Origin of the sequence: Paraburkholderia sp. SIMBA_053 (genome assembly GCF_046534895.1) — a bacterium.
GTDB classification, from domain to species: domain Bacteria; phylum Pseudomonadota; class Gammaproteobacteria; order Burkholderiales; family Burkholderiaceae; genus Paraburkholderia; species Paraburkholderia caledonica.
The window spans coordinates 769,337-784,812 of the sequence record NZ_JAWRXU010000001.1 but is presented as its reverse complement, the minus strand read 5'-3'; the positions used below and the strand labels follow the sequence as shown (position 1 = coordinate 784,812).

The window sequence follows — 15,476 nt, the reverse complement described above, 5'->3', positions numbered from 1 at the left end:
CCGCGCATCAGCGCTCGACCGAACGGTTCCAGCGCTCCGTCCATTCCGTGCGATGCTGGTTGATGGTCGCCCAGTCCATCGAGGTCAGCTTCGAGATCTGATCGGGACCATAGGGCACGCGGGCAGCGATTTCCGGCGTCAGCTTCACCGTCTTGTTGACCGGACCGAGACCGATGCCTTGCGCCTGCACGGTTTGCACTTCCGGGCTCAACAGGTATTGCACGAACTGTTGCGACAACTGCGGCTGCGCATTCTCGGCGACGACGCACGCCGCTACCTGCAACGCGACCGCGCCTTCCTTCGGGTAGATGAATTTCAGCGGGAAGCCGGTGTTCTGCAATGCCACCGCGCGGCCACTGCCATACGGCGCGAGAATCACATCGCCGGATTGCATATGGCCGTCCATCTCGCCGGGCGTCGGCGCCCAGGACAGCACGTTCGGCGCGACCTGTTTCGTCATTGCGGCAAAGCCCGGATCGATATTCTTTTCGCCGCCGCCGGACAGACGCGCGAGCATCACGAGCGTGTGCAGGCCGTATGTGTTGGTGATCGGCGGCACGCCAAGCTTGCCTTTGATGCGACTGTCCGTGAGCGACTTCCACGAGTCGGGCGGCGGCAAGCCAGCCTTTTTAAATGCTTCCTCGTTGTAGCCAATGCCCGTTGCGACCATGCCGACGCCTATCGCCGTGGGGCCGAGCCTCGCGAGCGGGTAGACGTCCTGCATCACGGGCGCGTCGTCGAGCTTCGCGCACAGATTCAACTGCATCGCCTGATACATGGGGCCGTCGTCCATTACCGCGACGTTGATCTGCTGGTGGCCTTTCTGCGCCTGGAGCTTGGCGAGCGTATCGCTCGAATTTCCCGCGACGTAGACGATCTTGACGTTATGCGCCTTTTCGAACGCCGGAATGATTTTTTGCCGGTAGACCTGCTCGTTCGAACCGCCAACGTTGGCGACATAAAGAGTAGTCTCGGCTTGCGCGAGAAGCGGCGCGGCGAGGCTCAAGGCGAAGGATACGGCCGCGATTGCGGTGTGGGACGGGGCGGACAGACGGCGATGCAACGCTCTTTTCATGACGACGATCTCCAGTTCCGATGTGTGGGGGCGGGCTTCGCTGCCCGTCGGTGAAAAGCAGTGTCGCGCCGGCTGGTCATGTCGTCCAATACGAATAAAATACCTATCCATGCATGGATGATATGGATTGGCACGCTTTAGCCTGGGGAAAACACGCATGAATCTGAAGCATATCGAGGCGTTTCGCGCGGTGATGGTGTCGGGGTCGATGACCGCCGCGGCCAAGGCTCTCTTCACGTCGCAGCCGAACGTGAGCCGCCTCATCGCACAACTGGAGCGGGATACCGGCCTGCAACTCTTTCAGCGCAGCGGCGTGCGTCTGATTCCGACGAGCGAGGGCGAGGCGTTCTTTCGCGAAGTCGACCGCGCTTTCGTCGGCTTGCAGGGGTTGGCGAATGCGGCCGCGCAGATTCGGAACCTCGGCAGCGGACGTCTGCGCATCGCAGCCATGCCTTCGGCGGGCATGACGCTGGTGCCGCATGCGATCAAACGCTTTGTCGAGCTATTTCCCGACGTGACCGTGTCGCTTCATGTGAACACGTCGGCCACGGTCAACCATTGGACGGCTTCGCAGTTTTGCGACCTGGGTGTGGCGGTGTACGTGAGCGAGGCATCCGATTGCGAGGTCGAGCAGCTATCGGACGTGGCCGCCGTGTGCGTGATGCCGGCTGCGCATCGGCTCGCCGCAAAACGCATCATCAAGCCGGAGGACCTGGAGGGCGAGTCGTTCATTTCGCTTTGTCACGGTGACGGCACGCGCGCGTTGATGGACGAGGTGTTCCTGCGCGCGGGCGTGCAGCGCGTGCTGGCAATCGAGGCGCAATACACGGCAATGTGCTGCGAGATGGTCCGTCACGGGATGGGCGTGACGCTCGCGCATCCGATCGTCGCACGCGACTATGCCGGGCCGGACATCGCCATTCGCCCGTTCGTGCCGGCCACGCGCTTTCAGACCTATCTGCTGTTTCCTCCGCACAGGCCGCGGGAGCGCCTAGCTTTGGCGTTCGTGGAAGTCTTGCGTGGACTACATGACGAGCTGCTCGCGGAGGTTGTGCCGCCGGCGCGCAGCGGCGCGCCGCGCGGGCGGGCAAAGCAGCGGGTGGGAGTTTGACGGGCTTCGCCTTCAGGGGCGTGGGTCAACCGTTCGTGTGACAAAGACTAAAACAGCTTGCGCCACTGATCGTCCTGCATGTCGGCGCGAGTGTTGACCTCGATCAGCAGGCCGCCAGGCGCGCGGCAGAAGAACCGCGATCCGCGTGTGTTATTGAACACGCCCGTTTCCATTTGCACGCCGCCCTGAAGGAATTCGTCATGCAAAGTGTGGAGATCGTCCAGACTGGCAACCTCCAGCCCGAAATGGAAGTTGTTCGGCCAGACGGGTGCTTCGCCCGTGGTGTGCTCCAGAACAATGTCGAAACCATTGCGCTTGAGCAGACGGTGCTCGCCGGCGGCGACGACTTCGCAGCCCAGGTATTTTTCGAAAAAGGCAGCGGTCTCGGCTACGTCGGTAGTGGGAAAGCTCAGGTGGTTGAGCTTCGCTTCTTTGTGAAGATTCATGATTGCGCTCGCAGAATACGTTGAAGATGTCGTGGAGAACGCGGCGTCCGGCCTATAACCGGCTGACCCGACTGTGTTGCGCCCACGGAATCTATTTTGCGAGTGATCGCTCAGTTTTGAAACTCGCATTGCGCAGCGCGTCTTTACGTCTGCTACGGCCAGCAATGGCAAGGGCTGCGCCGTGTTACAACGTTTTCGATCCGAGCGTTTGCTCGTATTTGAGCGTGTTCTTCATTTACGGGATCGCGGCTTCTCAGGCTGTCGATCCACGATACCCAAATATCCGCTCAATGCCCGGCCGACCCGTGCTTCCAAACCCGCACGATCCGACTCTCCACGTTCGCCCGCACCGTCCACGATTGCACGGATGATCGCAACAAGATCGTCCGTGGCGATCTGCATGTCGGTCTGCGGCGGAATATCGTCGCGCGCCAGAATCTGCTCGATCACCTCGCGAAATGCTGCTTTCGATTTGGCGAGTTCTCTTGCGATGGCAGGGCGGTTTTCTTCGAAGTCGAGCACACGGGCCAGCGCGGGGCGACGTAGCTGCTGGCGCACAGAGACGGTGATCAGGTGCTTCAATGCGCTCTGCCCCGTCGGCTCGTGCAACGCGCCTTGCGCTTCCGCAAAGAAGACGGCCAGCTCCCGTTTGCTCAGCGCAACGATAAGCGCGTCCTTGTTGGGGAAATACTGATACAGCGTGCCGACACTGACGCCCGCGCGCTGCGCGACGAGATTGGTATTCAGACCGTCCGAGCCTTTGACTTCGAGTACGAGCGCTGCCGCTTCGAGAATGGTGGCGACGGTTTGCTGGGCCCGGGATTGCTGCGGAACCTTGCGCGGTTTGAGTGACTGGCGCCTGCTTGTCTTCACGATGCTGCCTGGTAGAAGCGAGTGTAAGCTCGGATTTTACCGTGAGCAGTCCGCGCGTAAGTTGGCCGCTGTTGACCTCTAGCGGCTTTCCAGTTTCTCGCGCCGCGTGTTGACGAAGCGCGCGTTTCCTACGTGAGTTCGGCTTCTGTCGATACGGGCTCGAAACGGCGCGATCCGTCATGCAGCGGCTTCTCGGCCGGCGTGAACGCGTGGAGCGTGAGCCATTCGCCATAACCCGCGACCAGAAAACCTCCGGATCGCTCGATGTATTGATCGCGTGACGCTTGATAGACTGGTTTCAGCGCGAACCACGGCACATGCGGCAAGTCGTGATGGACCAGATGAAAATTGTTATTCAAAAAGAGCAGCCGCCAGAAGAGGGCCGCCTCGTTCAAAACCGTGCGATGTTCAATATCGTTTGCGGCACGGTGCTCGCGAAATGAACGAATCGAGCCGAGCGACATCGACCCATACCCCACGCCGACGATGAACACCCACGCCGGAATAGAGCACACGTAGTGCAGCCACGCGGTGAGCGCGGCCAGTGCGATGAGGTGCGCGAGCCAGGCGGGCACGTCGCGCCAGTCGCCGAGCTTTACCTTGCGCAATGCATCGACGCCGGTTGCCGCAATCGCAAACGCCGGTCCCACGACCAGGCGGCCTACAAACGTATTGCGCCAGATGAGCAGCGCGCGCATCGCCCAGCCTGCGCGGTGCCACACACGAGCATCGACGAAATAGCTCTCCGGATCGCGCCCGGGCTGCGTCAAATGCGCGTCGTCATGATGCTGAAGATGCGACTCGCGATACACGCGATACGGAAACCACACGGCCAGCGGCGCGAAGCCAAACAGTGCATTCACGCGCGCTGAGCATGTCGGGTGGCCGTGGAGCAGTTCATGTTGCAGCGACATGTACCACGCGCTGACCAACGCGAGCAGGGCTGCGGTCAGTGGCAAGCCGAGTGCGCGCGCATGGGTTGCAACGCCGAACCATGCGCTGTAGATCGCGACGATCAGTAGCCATGTGGGCCATTGCGTGCGCCAGGTCCAACTCGTTGCCAGCCTTGCGATGGCTTTGCGTTGCGTGTCGTCGAGGTAGATCGCCATCGGCTGAATCGGTCGGATGCATGTTTGAAGCGATCCTACCGAGCCATGCGCCGCGTCTGAACCAATTTGTTCAGGATTGCATTTTCGCCGCGACGGGTAAGGGCGGCCAGGGTCCGGCCCGACTGCGACCGGGCAACGACCGGGGCAAATTCACTTTGTCGGAATAGTGAACGATCCTTCTGGATACTGGCTGCACATGAACTCCACGAAGGCCCGCACTTTGGGGCTTTGCAAACGACGGGACGTGTGCAGGACCCAAAGCTCGACGTCGTTGCCCGCGATTCCCCATGTCACCAGTTTGCCGCCCTCAAGCAGACCGCCGATGATCGACTCCGGCAACATGGCCGCCCCGGCGCCGGCGGCAATGGCGTCGCGGACCATCAACAGCGAAGACAGACGTAGAACAGGTTGCGGCTCGACGGTGAATTGACCATTGCGGACAGACCAGACATCTCCGTCGCGATAGCTCGGCATGACGACGGCCGGAACCGGGACAGGTTTATCGCCGTTGCCTTGCGGCATTTGAACCGATGGTGCAGCGGCAAGTACCAGCCGGTCCTTGGCGAAGCACCTGCCGACCAGTGTGCTGTCGCTGTGTGGATTGATGCGGATGGCCGCGTCGAAATGCTCGTCGATGAGATCGACGGGGCGATCGTCCGCGACCACTTCGAGTTCCACTTCGGGATAGCTGGCAATGAACTGAGCGGCGAGATGTCCCAGCGCCATCTGCGAAAACAGCAACGGTGCCGCGACGCGTAGGCGGCCTCGCGGCGTGGCGAGCCCGTCTCGTGCCGCCGCGACTGCTTCGGCTACCTCGTGCATCGGCCCTTCGGTTCGGGTCAGCAGCAACTGGCCGGCCTCGGTCAACTCCAGGCTACGAGTGCCTCGCTCGATGAGCCGAACGCCCAACGCTTCTTCGAGGTCGGCGACGCGGCGCGACAGCGTGGCTTTGGAACGGCCGCTGGCGCGGCTCGCTTTGCCGAAACCGCCGCGAGCGGCCACGAGTTGAAAGTCGTCTAGCGCGTTCAGGTCCATGGTGTCTCAATTGTGATACGGCGAGTCTCGATTCTATGGTCTTTGTTTTGAATGTGAAACTCCTTATTGTTGGGGTGTACGGCAACCAAACGCTCAAAGGAGTTTCTTATGAACAACGTTCGCGCAGTCGTCCTGACTAGGTACGGCGGCCCCGACGCCATCACGATTTCTTCCGTCGCCGCACCGGTGGCGGAAGCTGGCCAGGTTCTCGTCCGTGTGCATGCCGCCGGTGTCAATGGACTGGATTGGAAGGTTCGGGAGGGTTACGTGAGGGACGCTTTTCCGCTGGAGTTGCCGACCGTTCTCGGCATCGAGCTAGCCGGCGTCGTGGAAGAAGTGGGCCCCGGCGTCACCCGGTTGCGCAAGGGCGACCGCGTCATGGGTGCGCCGGGCGCGCTGGGCGCCTACGCCGAAATGGTGGCGGTGAACGCGGCTAACCTTGCCATGGTGCCCGACTCGATGGGCTTCGTGGAGGCGGCGGCGTTACCGGTCGCAGCGGTGGCGGCATGGCAAAGCCTTAACTTCGCCGGACCGATACGTGCCGGACAGCGCATCCTGATTCAGGGCGCGGCCGGCGGTCTGGGCGGATTCGCAGTGCAGTACGCGCATCGGGCCGGCGCCGAGGTGTTTGCGACCGCCCTAAGCAGCGATGTGGACTATGTCCGCAGCCTCGGCGCGGACCATGTCATCGCCTACGACCAGCAGCAGTTCGAAACCTTGGTAAGCGGCGTAGATCTTGTTCTCGACTATGTCGGCGGCGACGTGCTTGCCCGCTCGTGGTCCGTGCTTTCTGCAGATGGGGTCGTGGTGAGCACCGCGTCGCCGGACATTCTGACGAGCGCCCCGGCCGGGCGTCGCGGCTTGTGGTTCGTGAACACGCCGGATGCCGCGCGGCTGCAACAGATCGCCGACGACGTGACGCACGGGCGTTTGCAGTCCAAGGTCAGTGCCGTCGTGCGCTTCGAAGAGTTGCCCACGTCGATCGAACGCAATCGGACCCAGCCACAGGTCGGCAAAACCGTGGCGGATTTTTTCCTTTAAATCGACTTTCCAGAATTGGAGCAAATCATGAGTATCCTCGTCACCGGTGCATCGGGCACCGTAGGTATGCAGATCGTCCAGCGCCTCGCTTCCAGCGGCGTCGAAGTCAAAGCGCTGGTTCGAGCGCCGGGTAAAACGGCGCTTCCGTCGGGCGTGGCGGAAGTCGTCGGCGACATGAGCAATGTGAGTTCGATGCGCGCGGCGTTGTCGTCGGTGCGCACGCTGTTTCTGCTCAACGCGGTCGTCCCGGACGAAGTCACGCAGGCACTCGTCACGTTGAACCTGGCGCGAGATGCGGGCATCGAGCGCATCGTCTATCTGTCAGTGATTCACGCCGACCTCTATACCAATGTGCCTCATTTCACAGGCAAGCACACCGTCGAGCGGATGATCCAAAGCCTCGACATGCCCGCGACCATTCTGCGTCCCGCCTACTTCATACAGAACGACGAACGCATCAAGTCCCTCGTCGAGAGCCACGGCATTTATCCGATGCCTATCGGCCACGCTGGCGTGAACATGGTCGACGTGCGGGACATTGCGGACACCGCCGCGGCCGAACTGCTGGCGCGGCACCGCGCATCCGATGCACTGCCCGGCCGCACGCTCGAAGTTGTGGGACCCGAAGCGTTGACCGGCGAGTCGGTCGCGCGCATCTGGAGCGAAGCGTTGCAGCGCGAAATCCGCTACGCAGGCGACGCCCTGGATGGTTTCGAGCAGCAACTGGCGGGAAATGGGCCCGACTGGATAGCCTACGACATGCGTCTGATGATGGCTGGTATCCAGCGCCACGGTATGCGCGCGGATGACAATGCAGTTGATGAACTCTCGAAGATGCTCGGACGGCCGTTGCGGACCTATCGTGATGCCGTGCACGAGATGCTTGGCTCGAGTGAGTAGTCGGCGGGTGACGGAGCGTGATGAGTGGGCGGCGGAACGGTCGAAGGGGGGGTAGTGGCGAAACGCGTTAGCGAACCGGTCGCACAGCGCATATCGTTATGTGATGGACACGCGTCCGTTACCGAGCCCGCCTCCCGGCGTATCGTGCAGTACGCCGGCCTGCTGCTCATCCGGCGAATGGGCGCGACCAAACGTGTGAAGAGAGTGCCGATGATAGGCAGCTAGCGTCCGCGACGGGGCATCGACCGGAAACACATCATGTTAGTCGAATGGAAGCAACGGCTCAGGCTCTTCGTACGGCGATTCTGGCAGCCGACCAGCGCATGTATGACGTGCATGCCCGGGAGTTGGGGCAATCTGCTGAGCCTCGCGCATTGGGCGATTGCACTGCAGACGGGACTGTTCACCGGCGTGCTCGCCGTACTGCTGACTTTCACACCGGCGAGGAAACTCTATGCGCACCGATACGGCAATGCATTGGTCGTCGGCTGCCTGACAGCGATTGGCGATGCCTATTCGCATCCGAGTCACTACCGCATCCCCGTCGTCGAGCACGTGTTGACCGGCATCATTTCAGGTCTATTCGCGCTGGGCGGCTCATATCTCTTCGAAGATCGCGGGCGGCGCATCCGCGCGGCCTGGGCGCGGTTTTTTAGTTGACCCGTGCGCGGCCTGCGTGTTTCGCACGGTAAGACGTCGAGGCAAATTCCCCACTGATCATATAAACGCGGCGTAACGCTGATCTACACAGCGCCGCGCAACGACTACGCGTGGCCGCCCACAACCGTAATGGCCCCCATTTTTCATGTTGCACCGCATCCGAAAGAAGCCTATAACCATCCCATTGGATGGTGTTCGGATGGAAACATGGAAAACTCGACAGCGAACGTCGCGACTCGTCCGAAGGGCGGTGAGTCGGAAAAAATCACGATCAACCTCGGCCCCGTTGACCTGGGGCAAATCGATCTGCTGGTGCAGGAAGGTTTCTATTCGAACCGGACCGACCTGATCCGCACGGCTATCCGCAACCAGCTTACGCTGCACGCGCAGGTTGTTCAGGAGACCGTGAGCCGCCGCGCGCTCGTGCTCGGGCTACAGCATTTTTCGCGAGAGGATCTCGAGGCGGTTCGTGCGGCGCATCAGCGTCTCACGATTCAGGTGCTCGGACTGGCCAGCATTGCTGCCGACGTTACCCCTGAACTCGCGCTTGCGACCATTGACAGCGTTGTCGTGCTCGGAGCGTTTCACGCATCCGCTGCGGTCAAGACGGCGCTCGCCGGCAGAATCCGCTAACTGCCGACGCACGACACTCAACACTTTTACCGGACATAACAGATGAAACTCGATGAAGGTTTTTTGACCTCGATGCGCGAAGCAATGACCTTGCTGCGCACCCATGGACCCGCCGAAGCGACTGAAGCAATACAACGTGCTCTGGGCGGCAACGCCGAGGGCTCTACGCATGGAACAGCGTCCTGGCATGCCACGCCGGAAGCGTTCACCGTTCCGTTCGAGCGGCCGGCGGCAAAGCACGCCGAGACGGTCAATGCGCGCGAAGCCCGCGCCGATATCCAGGACCGGGGACACTTCAGCACGCACGCATTTTCGAACGCCGCCGGTCGCCGGCAATATCGGCTGTATGTGCCGGCGGAAAGCCAGGGCGAGCCGCTTCCGTTGATCGTCATGCTGCACGGTTGCACACAGAACGCCGACGATTTCGCCGCGGGCACACAGATGAACGCTCTTGCGGAGCGGCATCGATTTCTGGTCGCTTACCCGGAGCAGCCGCAGCAGGCTAATCCGTCGAAATGCTGGAACTGGTTCAAGCCCGGTGACCAGCAATGCGAACGCGGCGAGCCCTCGTTGATCGCCGGCATCACGCGCGAGATCATTGCGGAGCAGAACGTCGATCCCGCGCGCGTGTACGTCGCGGGGCTCTCGGCCGGTGGCGCAATGGCGGCGATCATGGTTGCCGAATATCCGGAACTCTATGCGGCGGCCGGCGTGCATTCGGGTCTTCCGGCACGATGCGCGCACGATCTTCCGTCCGCACTCGCAGCGATGAAAGGCGGCAAGCGTCCGGTACAGGCACGGCGCGGCGCGCACAGCACCGCTTCGTTACCGAAGCGGCCGGTGATCGTCTTTCACGGTGACGCCGACGCCACGGTTAACATACGCAATGCGGCGCAACTCGTCGACGGCTTCTCAGCGCGGCCCCAAGGCGACGGCGAGCAGCGTCGGACCGATGCAGGCGGACGCGCGTGTACCGTCTCGCGGCTCGTGTCAGCGGACGGTATCGACGCAGAACTGTGGACCATTCACGGCGCCCCGCACGCATGGGCCGGCGGCAATGCGCGGGGCAGCTATACAGATCCCGCGGGTCCCGACGCGAGCGCGGAAATGCTGCGATTCTTTCTTGAACATCCGCAGCGGCGATAGTGCGGTTGGTTTTCGGTTGGTTTTCGGTTGGCGCGCGGTTGGCGATTTGGCCGACCGATGAATTGCTGTCACTCTGGACAAAGGCAACATGAGACGACTACTAGTTGCTGCGCTCGCAGCCATCTCTTTAGCCACTGGCGTTCATGCGCAAAGCAACGACTCGGGCCCGCTCGATACGCCGTCGGGCAAGCTGCAATTCGTTCGCGCAGGGCATGATTTCACGGCGATGCTCGACAACGAAGTGTTCGATCGCTTCGGCGCGAATACGCTCACGCATTTCGACGACGTGGGCAACGCCGATGACGCGGTCAGACGCATGCTCGTGCAGACCGATTCGGGCCCGGTGCTATACGACTTTCGCCACCGTCCTGCACTTGTGCAGCGCATTGGCGCGCGTATGACGGTCAAGCGCGTGTTCTGGCAAGGCGAGGAAGTCGTGATGCAAGGTTCCCAAGGCTGGTTCGCGTTCAGACGCGGCGTGCTGACGAAACTGCAGTCGTCCACGACTATTTACCACTGATACCCGCAGCAGCAAAACAGCACAGACGCAAAGGTACTTCGATCCTTTAGCACAGAACGTCTCTAGCTTTTCACTAAACCTTGGTTGGGCGGCGAATTACCGGTTGCTACCATCTCGCGCTCAGACAACCACGGCCGATACAACAATGAAAAGCTCGAGTTCGCATCCGGCGGCGTTCCCCACCATTCCCAGGCTGCGGGCACTCGGTGCCGCCGTTGCCAGTATCGTTGCGCTTGCATCGTGTTCCGGCGAGGTTTCTCCAACACCGCCGGCTGCCACGCCGGTGGCCGCGAAACGCCCGAACATTCTGTACATCATGGCGGACGATCTCGGCTACTCGGACATCCACGCGTTCGGCGGCGACATCGACACGCCGAATCTCGATGCGCTCGTGCAATCCGGACGCATTCTCACGAACCATCACACAGGCACGGTTTGCGCGATCACGCGAGCGATGCTGATTTCGGGCACCGACCACCACCTGGTTGGCGAAGGCACGATGGGTGTGCCGACCGACGAGCGCAAAGGTCTGCCTGGCTACGAAGGCTATCTGAACGATCGCGCGCTGTCGGTCGCACAACTACTCAAGGACGCCGGCTATCACACGTACATGGCGGGCAAGTGGCATATCGGCTCGGGCATTGTGGGCAGCGCAACGGGCAGCGGACAGACGCCGGACCAATGGGGCTTCGAGCATAGTTACGCGCTGCTCGGCGGCGCCGCCACGAATCACTTCGCACACGAGCCCGCCGGCTCGAAGAACTACACCGAAGACGGGCAGTACGTTCAGCCCGGTCAGCCGGGACAACCGGGTGGCGCGGGCGGCAGACCGGCCGTGTTCTATTCGACCGATTTCTATACGCAAAGACTGATCTCGTACATCGATTCGCACAGAGGCGACGGCAAGCCGTTTTTTGCGTATGCGGCGTACACGTCGCCGCATTGGCCGTTGCAGGTGCCTGAGCCGTACCTGCACAAGTATGCGGGCAAATACGACGCCGGCTACGACGCGGTTCGGGCGGCGCGCATCGCGCGACAAAAGGCGCTCGGTATCATTCCCGCCGATTTCAACCCGTATGCAGGCGCGCCTGAAACGCTCGCGGCTACGCCGGCGACCGCGGGCAACGGCACCGTCAACGCGAAATACGTCAGCGCCGTCCACAGCGCCGCGCAAGGTTATAGCGACTACGGTCCGGGCAATGTGAACAAGTCGTGGGCCAGTTTGTCAGCCGATGAAAAGAAAGCGCAGGCGCGCTACATGGAAATCTATGCAGGCATGGTCGACAACCTCGATCACAACATCGGCTTGCTGATCCAGCATCTGAAGGACATCGGCGAGTACGACAACACGTTCATCATGTTCCAGTCGGACAACGGGGCCGAAGGCTGGCCGATCGACTCCGGCGCGGACCCGACGGCGACGGATACGGCGAACGCAGCGGAGCCGGTCTACTCGACGCTCGGCACCGACAACGGGCTGCAGAACGCGAAGCGCTTGCAGTACGGCTTGCGCTGGGCCGAAGTCAGCGCGGCGCCATTCCGTCTGACCAAGGGCTATTCCGGCGAGGGCGGCGTATCGACGCCGTTGATCGTGCATTTGCCCGGGCAGACCGTGCAGAAACCGACCTTGCGTGTTTTCACGCACGTCACCGACAACACGGCCACGTTCCTCGCCGTCGCGGGCGTTACGCCGCCGACGCAGCCCGCTCCGCCGCTGATCAATTCTTTGACGGGCGTCGATCAGAACAAGGGCAAGGTGGTCTACAACAACCGCTACGTGTATCCCGTCACGGGGCAATCGTTGCTGGCGGTTCTGAACGACCAGTCGAACAGCGCCGTGCATACCGCGTCGTTCGGCGATGAAGCGTACGGGCGCGGCTATCTGCGCAGCGCAGACGGCAAATGGAAGGCGTTGTGGACGGAGCCGCCGCTCGGTCCCGTCGATGGTCACTGGCAGCTGTACGACATGACCACGGACAGAGGCGAGACGACAGACGTGGCGGCGCAGAATCCGTCGATCATCGACGGACTCGTGCAGCAGTGGAACGCCTACATGTCCACTGTCGGCGGCGTCGAACCGCTGCGGCCGCGCGGCTACTACTGAGCGGAATTGCCACGGTCATGAGCATCAGAGCAAGAACGCTTGCCGGCTTTGGCGGCCTGTTCGCCGCCGTTTTCTGCGTCGCGTTCGCGGTCGCGGCGTGGCCCGCGCGAACGGCGGGCTTCGACGATATGAACCGCGCGCGCCCGCTTGCGCCGCTCGGCTCAGAAGCGCAGTGCGAGCGCTACGCGGGTCTGCCCGCCGGCTGGCGCGACGACGCGAAGGCCGGCATGGTGCATCTGCATGGCGGCACCTTCGTGCTCGGCAGCACACGCGGTTATGCAAACGAGCGGCCGGTGGGCGACGGGCTTACGCGCGTCGGCGGTTTCTGGATCGATCAGACCGATGTGACGAATGCGCAATTCGCCGAGTTCGTCCGCGCGACCGGCTACGTCACCGACGCTGAAAAGCAGGGCGGCGCGGCGGTCTTCCACATTCCGACGCGGGAAGAAATGAACGCACGCGACCTGGCGTGGTGGAGCTGGGTCAAGGGGGCATCGTGGCGGCATCCGACGGGCGAGGGCAGCAACATCGACGCGCAGATGAGTCAACCGGTGACGCTCGTCACGCAAGCCGATGCGTTCGCGTATGCACGGTGGCTCGGCCGCGACTTGCCGACCGAGGCCGAATGGGAGTACGCGGCGAAGGGCGGGCAGGAGGGCGCGGACCTCGACACGGCGCCGCGCGATGCGCACGGCAAGCCCGCCGCAAATTACTGGCAAGGCGTGTTCCCCGTTCTCAATACCAACGAGGACAAGCATGTGGGTCTGTCGCCCGTCGGCTGTTATGCGGCCAACAGGTTCAAGCTGTACGACATGATCGGCAATGCATGGGAGTGGACCAGGGACGTCTACACGGGAGAACACCAATCGCATACGAATGGCGATACCGCGGCAATCGCACCGCCCACGCGCAGACACGATACGCCGATGGTCATTAAGGGCGGCTCGTTCCTGTGCTCGCGAGATTATTGCGTGCGCTACCGTGCGTCTTCGCGCGAGCAACAGGAAGCGGACCTGCCGGCATCGCATATCGGTTTCAGGACCATCTTGCGGGACATCAAAGGATGAATCCGCGACGTATTGTTAAAGCAGCGATCAGCGCGGTATTGATCGGCGCGGCGGCTATGTGGGGAGCAACAGTTTTCGCGGATGCCGCGCAGCCGGTTCTGAAAGTCGGCGTCACGCGCGGCACGCATGCCGAAATCATGAACGAAGTGCGGCGCGTCGCAACCGCTCGCGGACTCGATATCGACGTGGTGACGTTCGATAGCGGTGCGCAGATCGACGCGGCGCTTGCCGCGCATCGTATCGACGCCGCGAGCTTCGAAGACGGCCCAGCTTTTGAAGCGTCGCGCGAAAAACACGGCTATCCGCTCTATGAAGTGGCGACGACAGTCACCCTGCCCATGGCGCTCTACTCGCGCCAACTGACGAGCCTCGCGCAAATCCGGCGTGGCGCCAGCATCGTCATTCCTGACGACCGCGAAGGCATGGCGCGCGCGCTAGTCCTGCTGCAGAACTACACACTGCTAACGTTTGACGACCGCGCCGGCCTTCACGCGACGTTGCGAGATGTGACGGGCAACCGCCTCAATTTGACGCTGCGTGCGCTGCCCCGCAACCGGCTCGTCGCGGCGTTGAATGCGGCAACGATTGTCGTGATGGACAGCGAGAGCGCGCAACGGGCCGGACTTTATCCTGCACGCGACAGCATCGGCATTGAGGACGCCCGCTCACCGTACGCCGGCGTGCTGGCGGTGCGCGAGGCCGAGCGGGGCGAGCCGTGGGTCGCGCAACTGGTCTCGGCTTATCACTCGAACGATGTAGCGCATTTCATTCTGACGCGTTATCAGGACTCTGTGCGCCGGCCATGGTGAGCGCGTTCCCGCTCGCATCCTTCGCGGGCACGGGATCGCCCCTCGAATCCGCTGCTGCTATGAGGCGTCGGCCACGTGGCATGAGTGATCGAGCAGACCTTCGGCGGACCCGCTGCCATTGTCTGCATCGAGGCCGCTGTTCACGACGAGCCAGCCATCTTTCTCTGCCGATGGTCCCGCACCCGTGACAAGGATGGTTTGCAGCGCCATTGCATCGGCGTTACGGTTGTCGCGCGAAACAAGGCGAAACGGATCGCTCGTGCCGCTCAGCGCGGTAATTCGCATGATCCGGTAACGGTTGCCGTCGAGCGTGTCCCAACGCCATTCGCCGGGCGCGTCTTTCGCGTGGCGCGCGAGCGCGTCGCTGATATCGCGGCGCATGCAATCGATATGAATATGCAACTGGTTTTGCGAGCGGCGGAATTGGGAGTTGATTTCGAGCCCCAACTGATCGTCGCGCAGCGTTCGCTTGACCGAGCGATTCACGTAGTCGCGTGAGGTCCACGCGTCGGCCCAATAGCTCTGCGCATGTGGCGCGAGCACGAGCGGACTTTCAATGCCGCTGATACGGTCGGTCGGAATCAGCAGATACTGCGAGCGGCCGACGATATCCTTCAGGATTGCATAGTGTTTGTCGAGATCCACGAACGTGCATTGACCGGGCGTGCCGGTCGCCTGTTGCGAAGGCACGCAGCGCATGTCGACGATCTTCCATAACGCATTGGAATCGACGGCCGCAAGACGCGCGCATCCGGCGGCGGCAAGCGCGATGCCCAGCGCCGCAACGACGCGCCGGAAGTAACGTGTGCGTGTCTCCGTTGGTCGGCGACCATCGGATCCGGAAAATCGAGGCGTATCTGGAGGTGTTCTTATCGGCGCTTGAGCCTGAACGTGAGCATGATCTTGAGCGTGAGCTTGAGGGCGAACGATTTCTATCGGCATGTTTT

The 15,476-nt window shown here is 62.1% G+C and carries 16 protein-coding genes; 10 read left to right on the top strand and 6 right to left on the bottom strand.

The features are described 5' to 3' along the window. Positions 1-7 precede the first annotated feature (7 nt). Entirely contained in the window at positions 8-1,075 is a 1,068-nt protein-coding gene (locus SB753_RS03615; protein ID WP_020066283.1) for an ABC transporter substrate-binding protein, read from the bottom strand. Positions 1,076-1,232: 157 nt separating this feature from the next. Here SB753_RS03615 and SB753_RS03610 point away from each other — a divergent pair, with 157 nt between their 5' ends. Continuing rightward, positions 1,233-2,186 (top strand): LysR substrate-binding domain-containing protein, encoded by a 954-nt coding sequence (locus SB753_RS03610; protein WP_204521686.1) that lies wholly within the window; start codon positions 1,233-1,235, stop codon positions 2,184-2,186. A 47-nt stretch (positions 2,187-2,233) separates the two neighbouring features. Here SB753_RS03610 and SB753_RS03605 read toward each other — a convergent pair whose 3' ends face one another. From SB753_RS03605 to SB753_RS03590, 4 genes are all read right to left on the bottom strand, one after another. Continuing rightward, positions 2,234-2,632 (bottom strand): VOC family protein, encoded by a 399-nt coding sequence (locus tag SB753_RS03605; RefSeq protein WP_020066281.1) that lies wholly within the window; start codon positions 2,630-2,632, stop codon positions 2,234-2,236. Positions 2,633-2,863: 231 nt separating this feature from the next. Continuing rightward, complete coding sequence (locus SB753_RS03600) at positions 2,864-3,505, bottom strand: TetR/AcrR family transcriptional regulator (RefSeq protein ID WP_288827365.1); 642 nt, start codon at positions 3,503-3,505, stop codon at positions 2,864-2,866. 128 nt (positions 3,506-3,633) lie between these two features. Next, positions 3,634-4,614, bottom strand: a complete 981-nt coding sequence (locus tag SB753_RS03595) for a fatty acid desaturase (protein WP_410798997.1) — start codon at positions 4,612-4,614, stop codon at positions 3,634-3,636. A gap of 150 nt (positions 4,615-4,764) precedes the next feature. Next, positions 4,765-5,649 (bottom strand): LysR family transcriptional regulator, encoded by an 885-nt coding sequence (locus SB753_RS03590; protein WP_410798996.1) that lies wholly within the window; start codon positions 5,647-5,649, stop codon positions 4,765-4,767. A gap of 108 nt (positions 5,650-5,757) precedes the next feature. Between SB753_RS03590 and SB753_RS03585 the strand changes: the two genes are divergently transcribed. From SB753_RS03585 to SB753_RS03545, 9 genes are all read left to right on the top strand, one after another. Next, a complete protein-coding gene (locus SB753_RS03585; RefSeq protein WP_410798994.1) occupies positions 5,758-6,690 on the top strand; it encodes an NADP-dependent oxidoreductase in 933 nt (310 codons plus the stop codon). Between the two features lie 27 nt (positions 6,691-6,717). Continuing rightward, a complete protein-coding gene (locus tag SB753_RS03580) occupies positions 6,718-7,590 on the top strand; it encodes an SDR family oxidoreductase (RefSeq protein WP_410798992.1) in 873 nt (290 codons plus the stop codon). A gap of 258 nt (positions 7,591-7,848) precedes the next feature. Beyond that, the gene (locus SB753_RS03575) at positions 7,849-8,250 is read left to right on the top strand and encodes a hypothetical protein (protein ID WP_087753339.1); all 402 of its coding nucleotides are present in this window, start codon (positions 7,849-7,851) and stop codon (positions 8,248-8,250) included. A 207-nt stretch (positions 8,251-8,457) separates the two neighbouring features. Then, positions 8,458-8,883, top strand: coding sequence for a CopG family transcriptional regulator (locus SB753_RS03570; RefSeq protein ID WP_410798990.1), 426 nt, complete (start codon positions 8,458-8,460; stop codon positions 8,881-8,883). Positions 8,884-8,925: 42 nt separating this feature from the next. Then, complete coding sequence (locus tag SB753_RS03565; RefSeq protein WP_410798988.1) at positions 8,926-10,029, top strand: alpha/beta hydrolase family esterase; 1,104 nt, start codon at positions 8,926-8,928, stop codon at positions 10,027-10,029. 88 nt (positions 10,030-10,117) lie between these two features. Further along, positions 10,118-10,549, top strand: coding sequence for a hypothetical protein (locus tag SB753_RS03560; RefSeq protein WP_410798987.1), 432 nt, complete (start codon positions 10,118-10,120; stop codon positions 10,547-10,549). Between the two features lie 145 nt (positions 10,550-10,694). Next, positions 10,695-12,653: an arylsulfatase gene (locus SB753_RS03555; protein WP_410798985.1), complete on the top strand. Its 1,959-nt coding sequence runs from the start codon at positions 10,695-10,697 to the stop codon at positions 12,651-12,653. Between the two features lie 17 nt (positions 12,654-12,670). After that, a complete protein-coding gene (locus SB753_RS03550; protein WP_410798983.1) occupies positions 12,671-13,720 on the top strand; it encodes a formylglycine-generating enzyme family protein in 1,050 nt (349 codons plus the stop codon). Beyond that, positions 13,717-14,529, top strand: a complete 813-nt coding sequence (locus tag SB753_RS03545; RefSeq protein WP_410798981.1) for a MetQ/NlpA family lipoprotein — start codon at positions 13,717-13,719, stop codon at positions 14,527-14,529. Before SB753_RS03550 ends, SB753_RS03545 begins: the two co-directional genes overlap by 4 nt. A 57-nt stretch (positions 14,530-14,586) precedes the next feature. Here SB753_RS03545 and SB753_RS03540 read toward each other — a convergent pair whose 3' ends face one another. Further along, on the bottom strand, positions 14,587-15,471 hold the full coding sequence (locus tag SB753_RS03540) for a CDP-diacylglycerol diphosphatase (protein ID WP_410798979.1): 885 nt from the start codon (positions 15,469-15,471) through the stop codon (positions 14,587-14,589). Between the last annotated feature and the right edge of the window lie 5 nt (positions 15,472-15,476).

What these genes read in the sequence shown, in the direction of transcription:
- SB753_RS03570 (WP_410798990.1), top strand. Translation starts at nt 8,458, where the DNA reads ATGGAAAACTCGACAGCGAACGTCGCGACTCGTCCGAAGGGCGGTGAG.
- SB753_RS03605 (WP_020066281.1), bottom strand. Translation starts at nt 2,632, where the DNA reads ATGAATCTTCACAAAGAAGCGAAGCTCAACCACCTGAGCTTTCCCACT.
- SB753_RS03585 (WP_410798994.1), top strand. Translation starts at nt 5,758, where the DNA reads ATGAACAACGTTCGCGCAGTCGTCCTGACTAGGTACGGCGGCCCCGAC.
- SB753_RS03615 (WP_020066283.1), bottom strand. Translation starts at nt 1,075, where the DNA reads ATGAAAAGAGCGTTGCATCGCCGTCTGTCCGCCCCGTCCCACACCGCA.
- SB753_RS03590 (WP_410798996.1), bottom strand. Translation starts at nt 5,649, where the DNA reads ATGGACCTGAACGCGCTAGACGACTTTCAACTCGTGGCCGCTCGCGGC.
- SB753_RS03560 (WP_410798987.1), top strand. Translation starts at nt 10,118, where the DNA reads ATGAGACGACTACTAGTTGCTGCGCTCGCAGCCATCTCTTTAGCCACT.
- SB753_RS03550 (WP_410798983.1), top strand. Translation starts at nt 12,671, where the DNA reads ATGAGCATCAGAGCAAGAACGCTTGCCGGCTTTGGCGGCCTGTTCGCC.
- SB753_RS03545 (WP_410798981.1), top strand. Translation starts at nt 13,717, where the DNA reads ATGAATCCGCGACGTATTGTTAAAGCAGCGATCAGCGCGGTATTGATC.
- SB753_RS03610 (WP_204521686.1), top strand. Translation starts at nt 1,233, where the DNA reads ATGAATCTGAAGCATATCGAGGCGTTTCGCGCGGTGATGGTGTCGGGG.
- SB753_RS03565 (WP_410798988.1), top strand. Translation starts at nt 8,926, where the DNA reads ATGAAACTCGATGAAGGTTTTTTGACCTCGATGCGCGAAGCAATGACC.
- SB753_RS03575 (WP_087753339.1), top strand. Translation starts at nt 7,849, where the DNA reads ATGTTAGTCGAATGGAAGCAACGGCTCAGGCTCTTCGTACGGCGATTC.
- SB753_RS03580 (WP_410798992.1), top strand. Translation starts at nt 6,718, where the DNA reads ATGAGTATCCTCGTCACCGGTGCATCGGGCACCGTAGGTATGCAGATC.
- SB753_RS03555 (WP_410798985.1), top strand. Translation starts at nt 10,695, where the DNA reads ATGAAAAGCTCGAGTTCGCATCCGGCGGCGTTCCCCACCATTCCCAGG.
- SB753_RS03595 (WP_410798997.1), bottom strand. Translation starts at nt 4,614, where the DNA reads ATGGCGATCTACCTCGACGACACGCAACGCAAAGCCATCGCAAGGCTG.
- SB753_RS03540 (WP_410798979.1), bottom strand. Translation starts at nt 15,471, where the DNA reads ATGCCGATAGAAATCGTTCGCCCTCAAGCTCACGCTCAAGATCATGCT.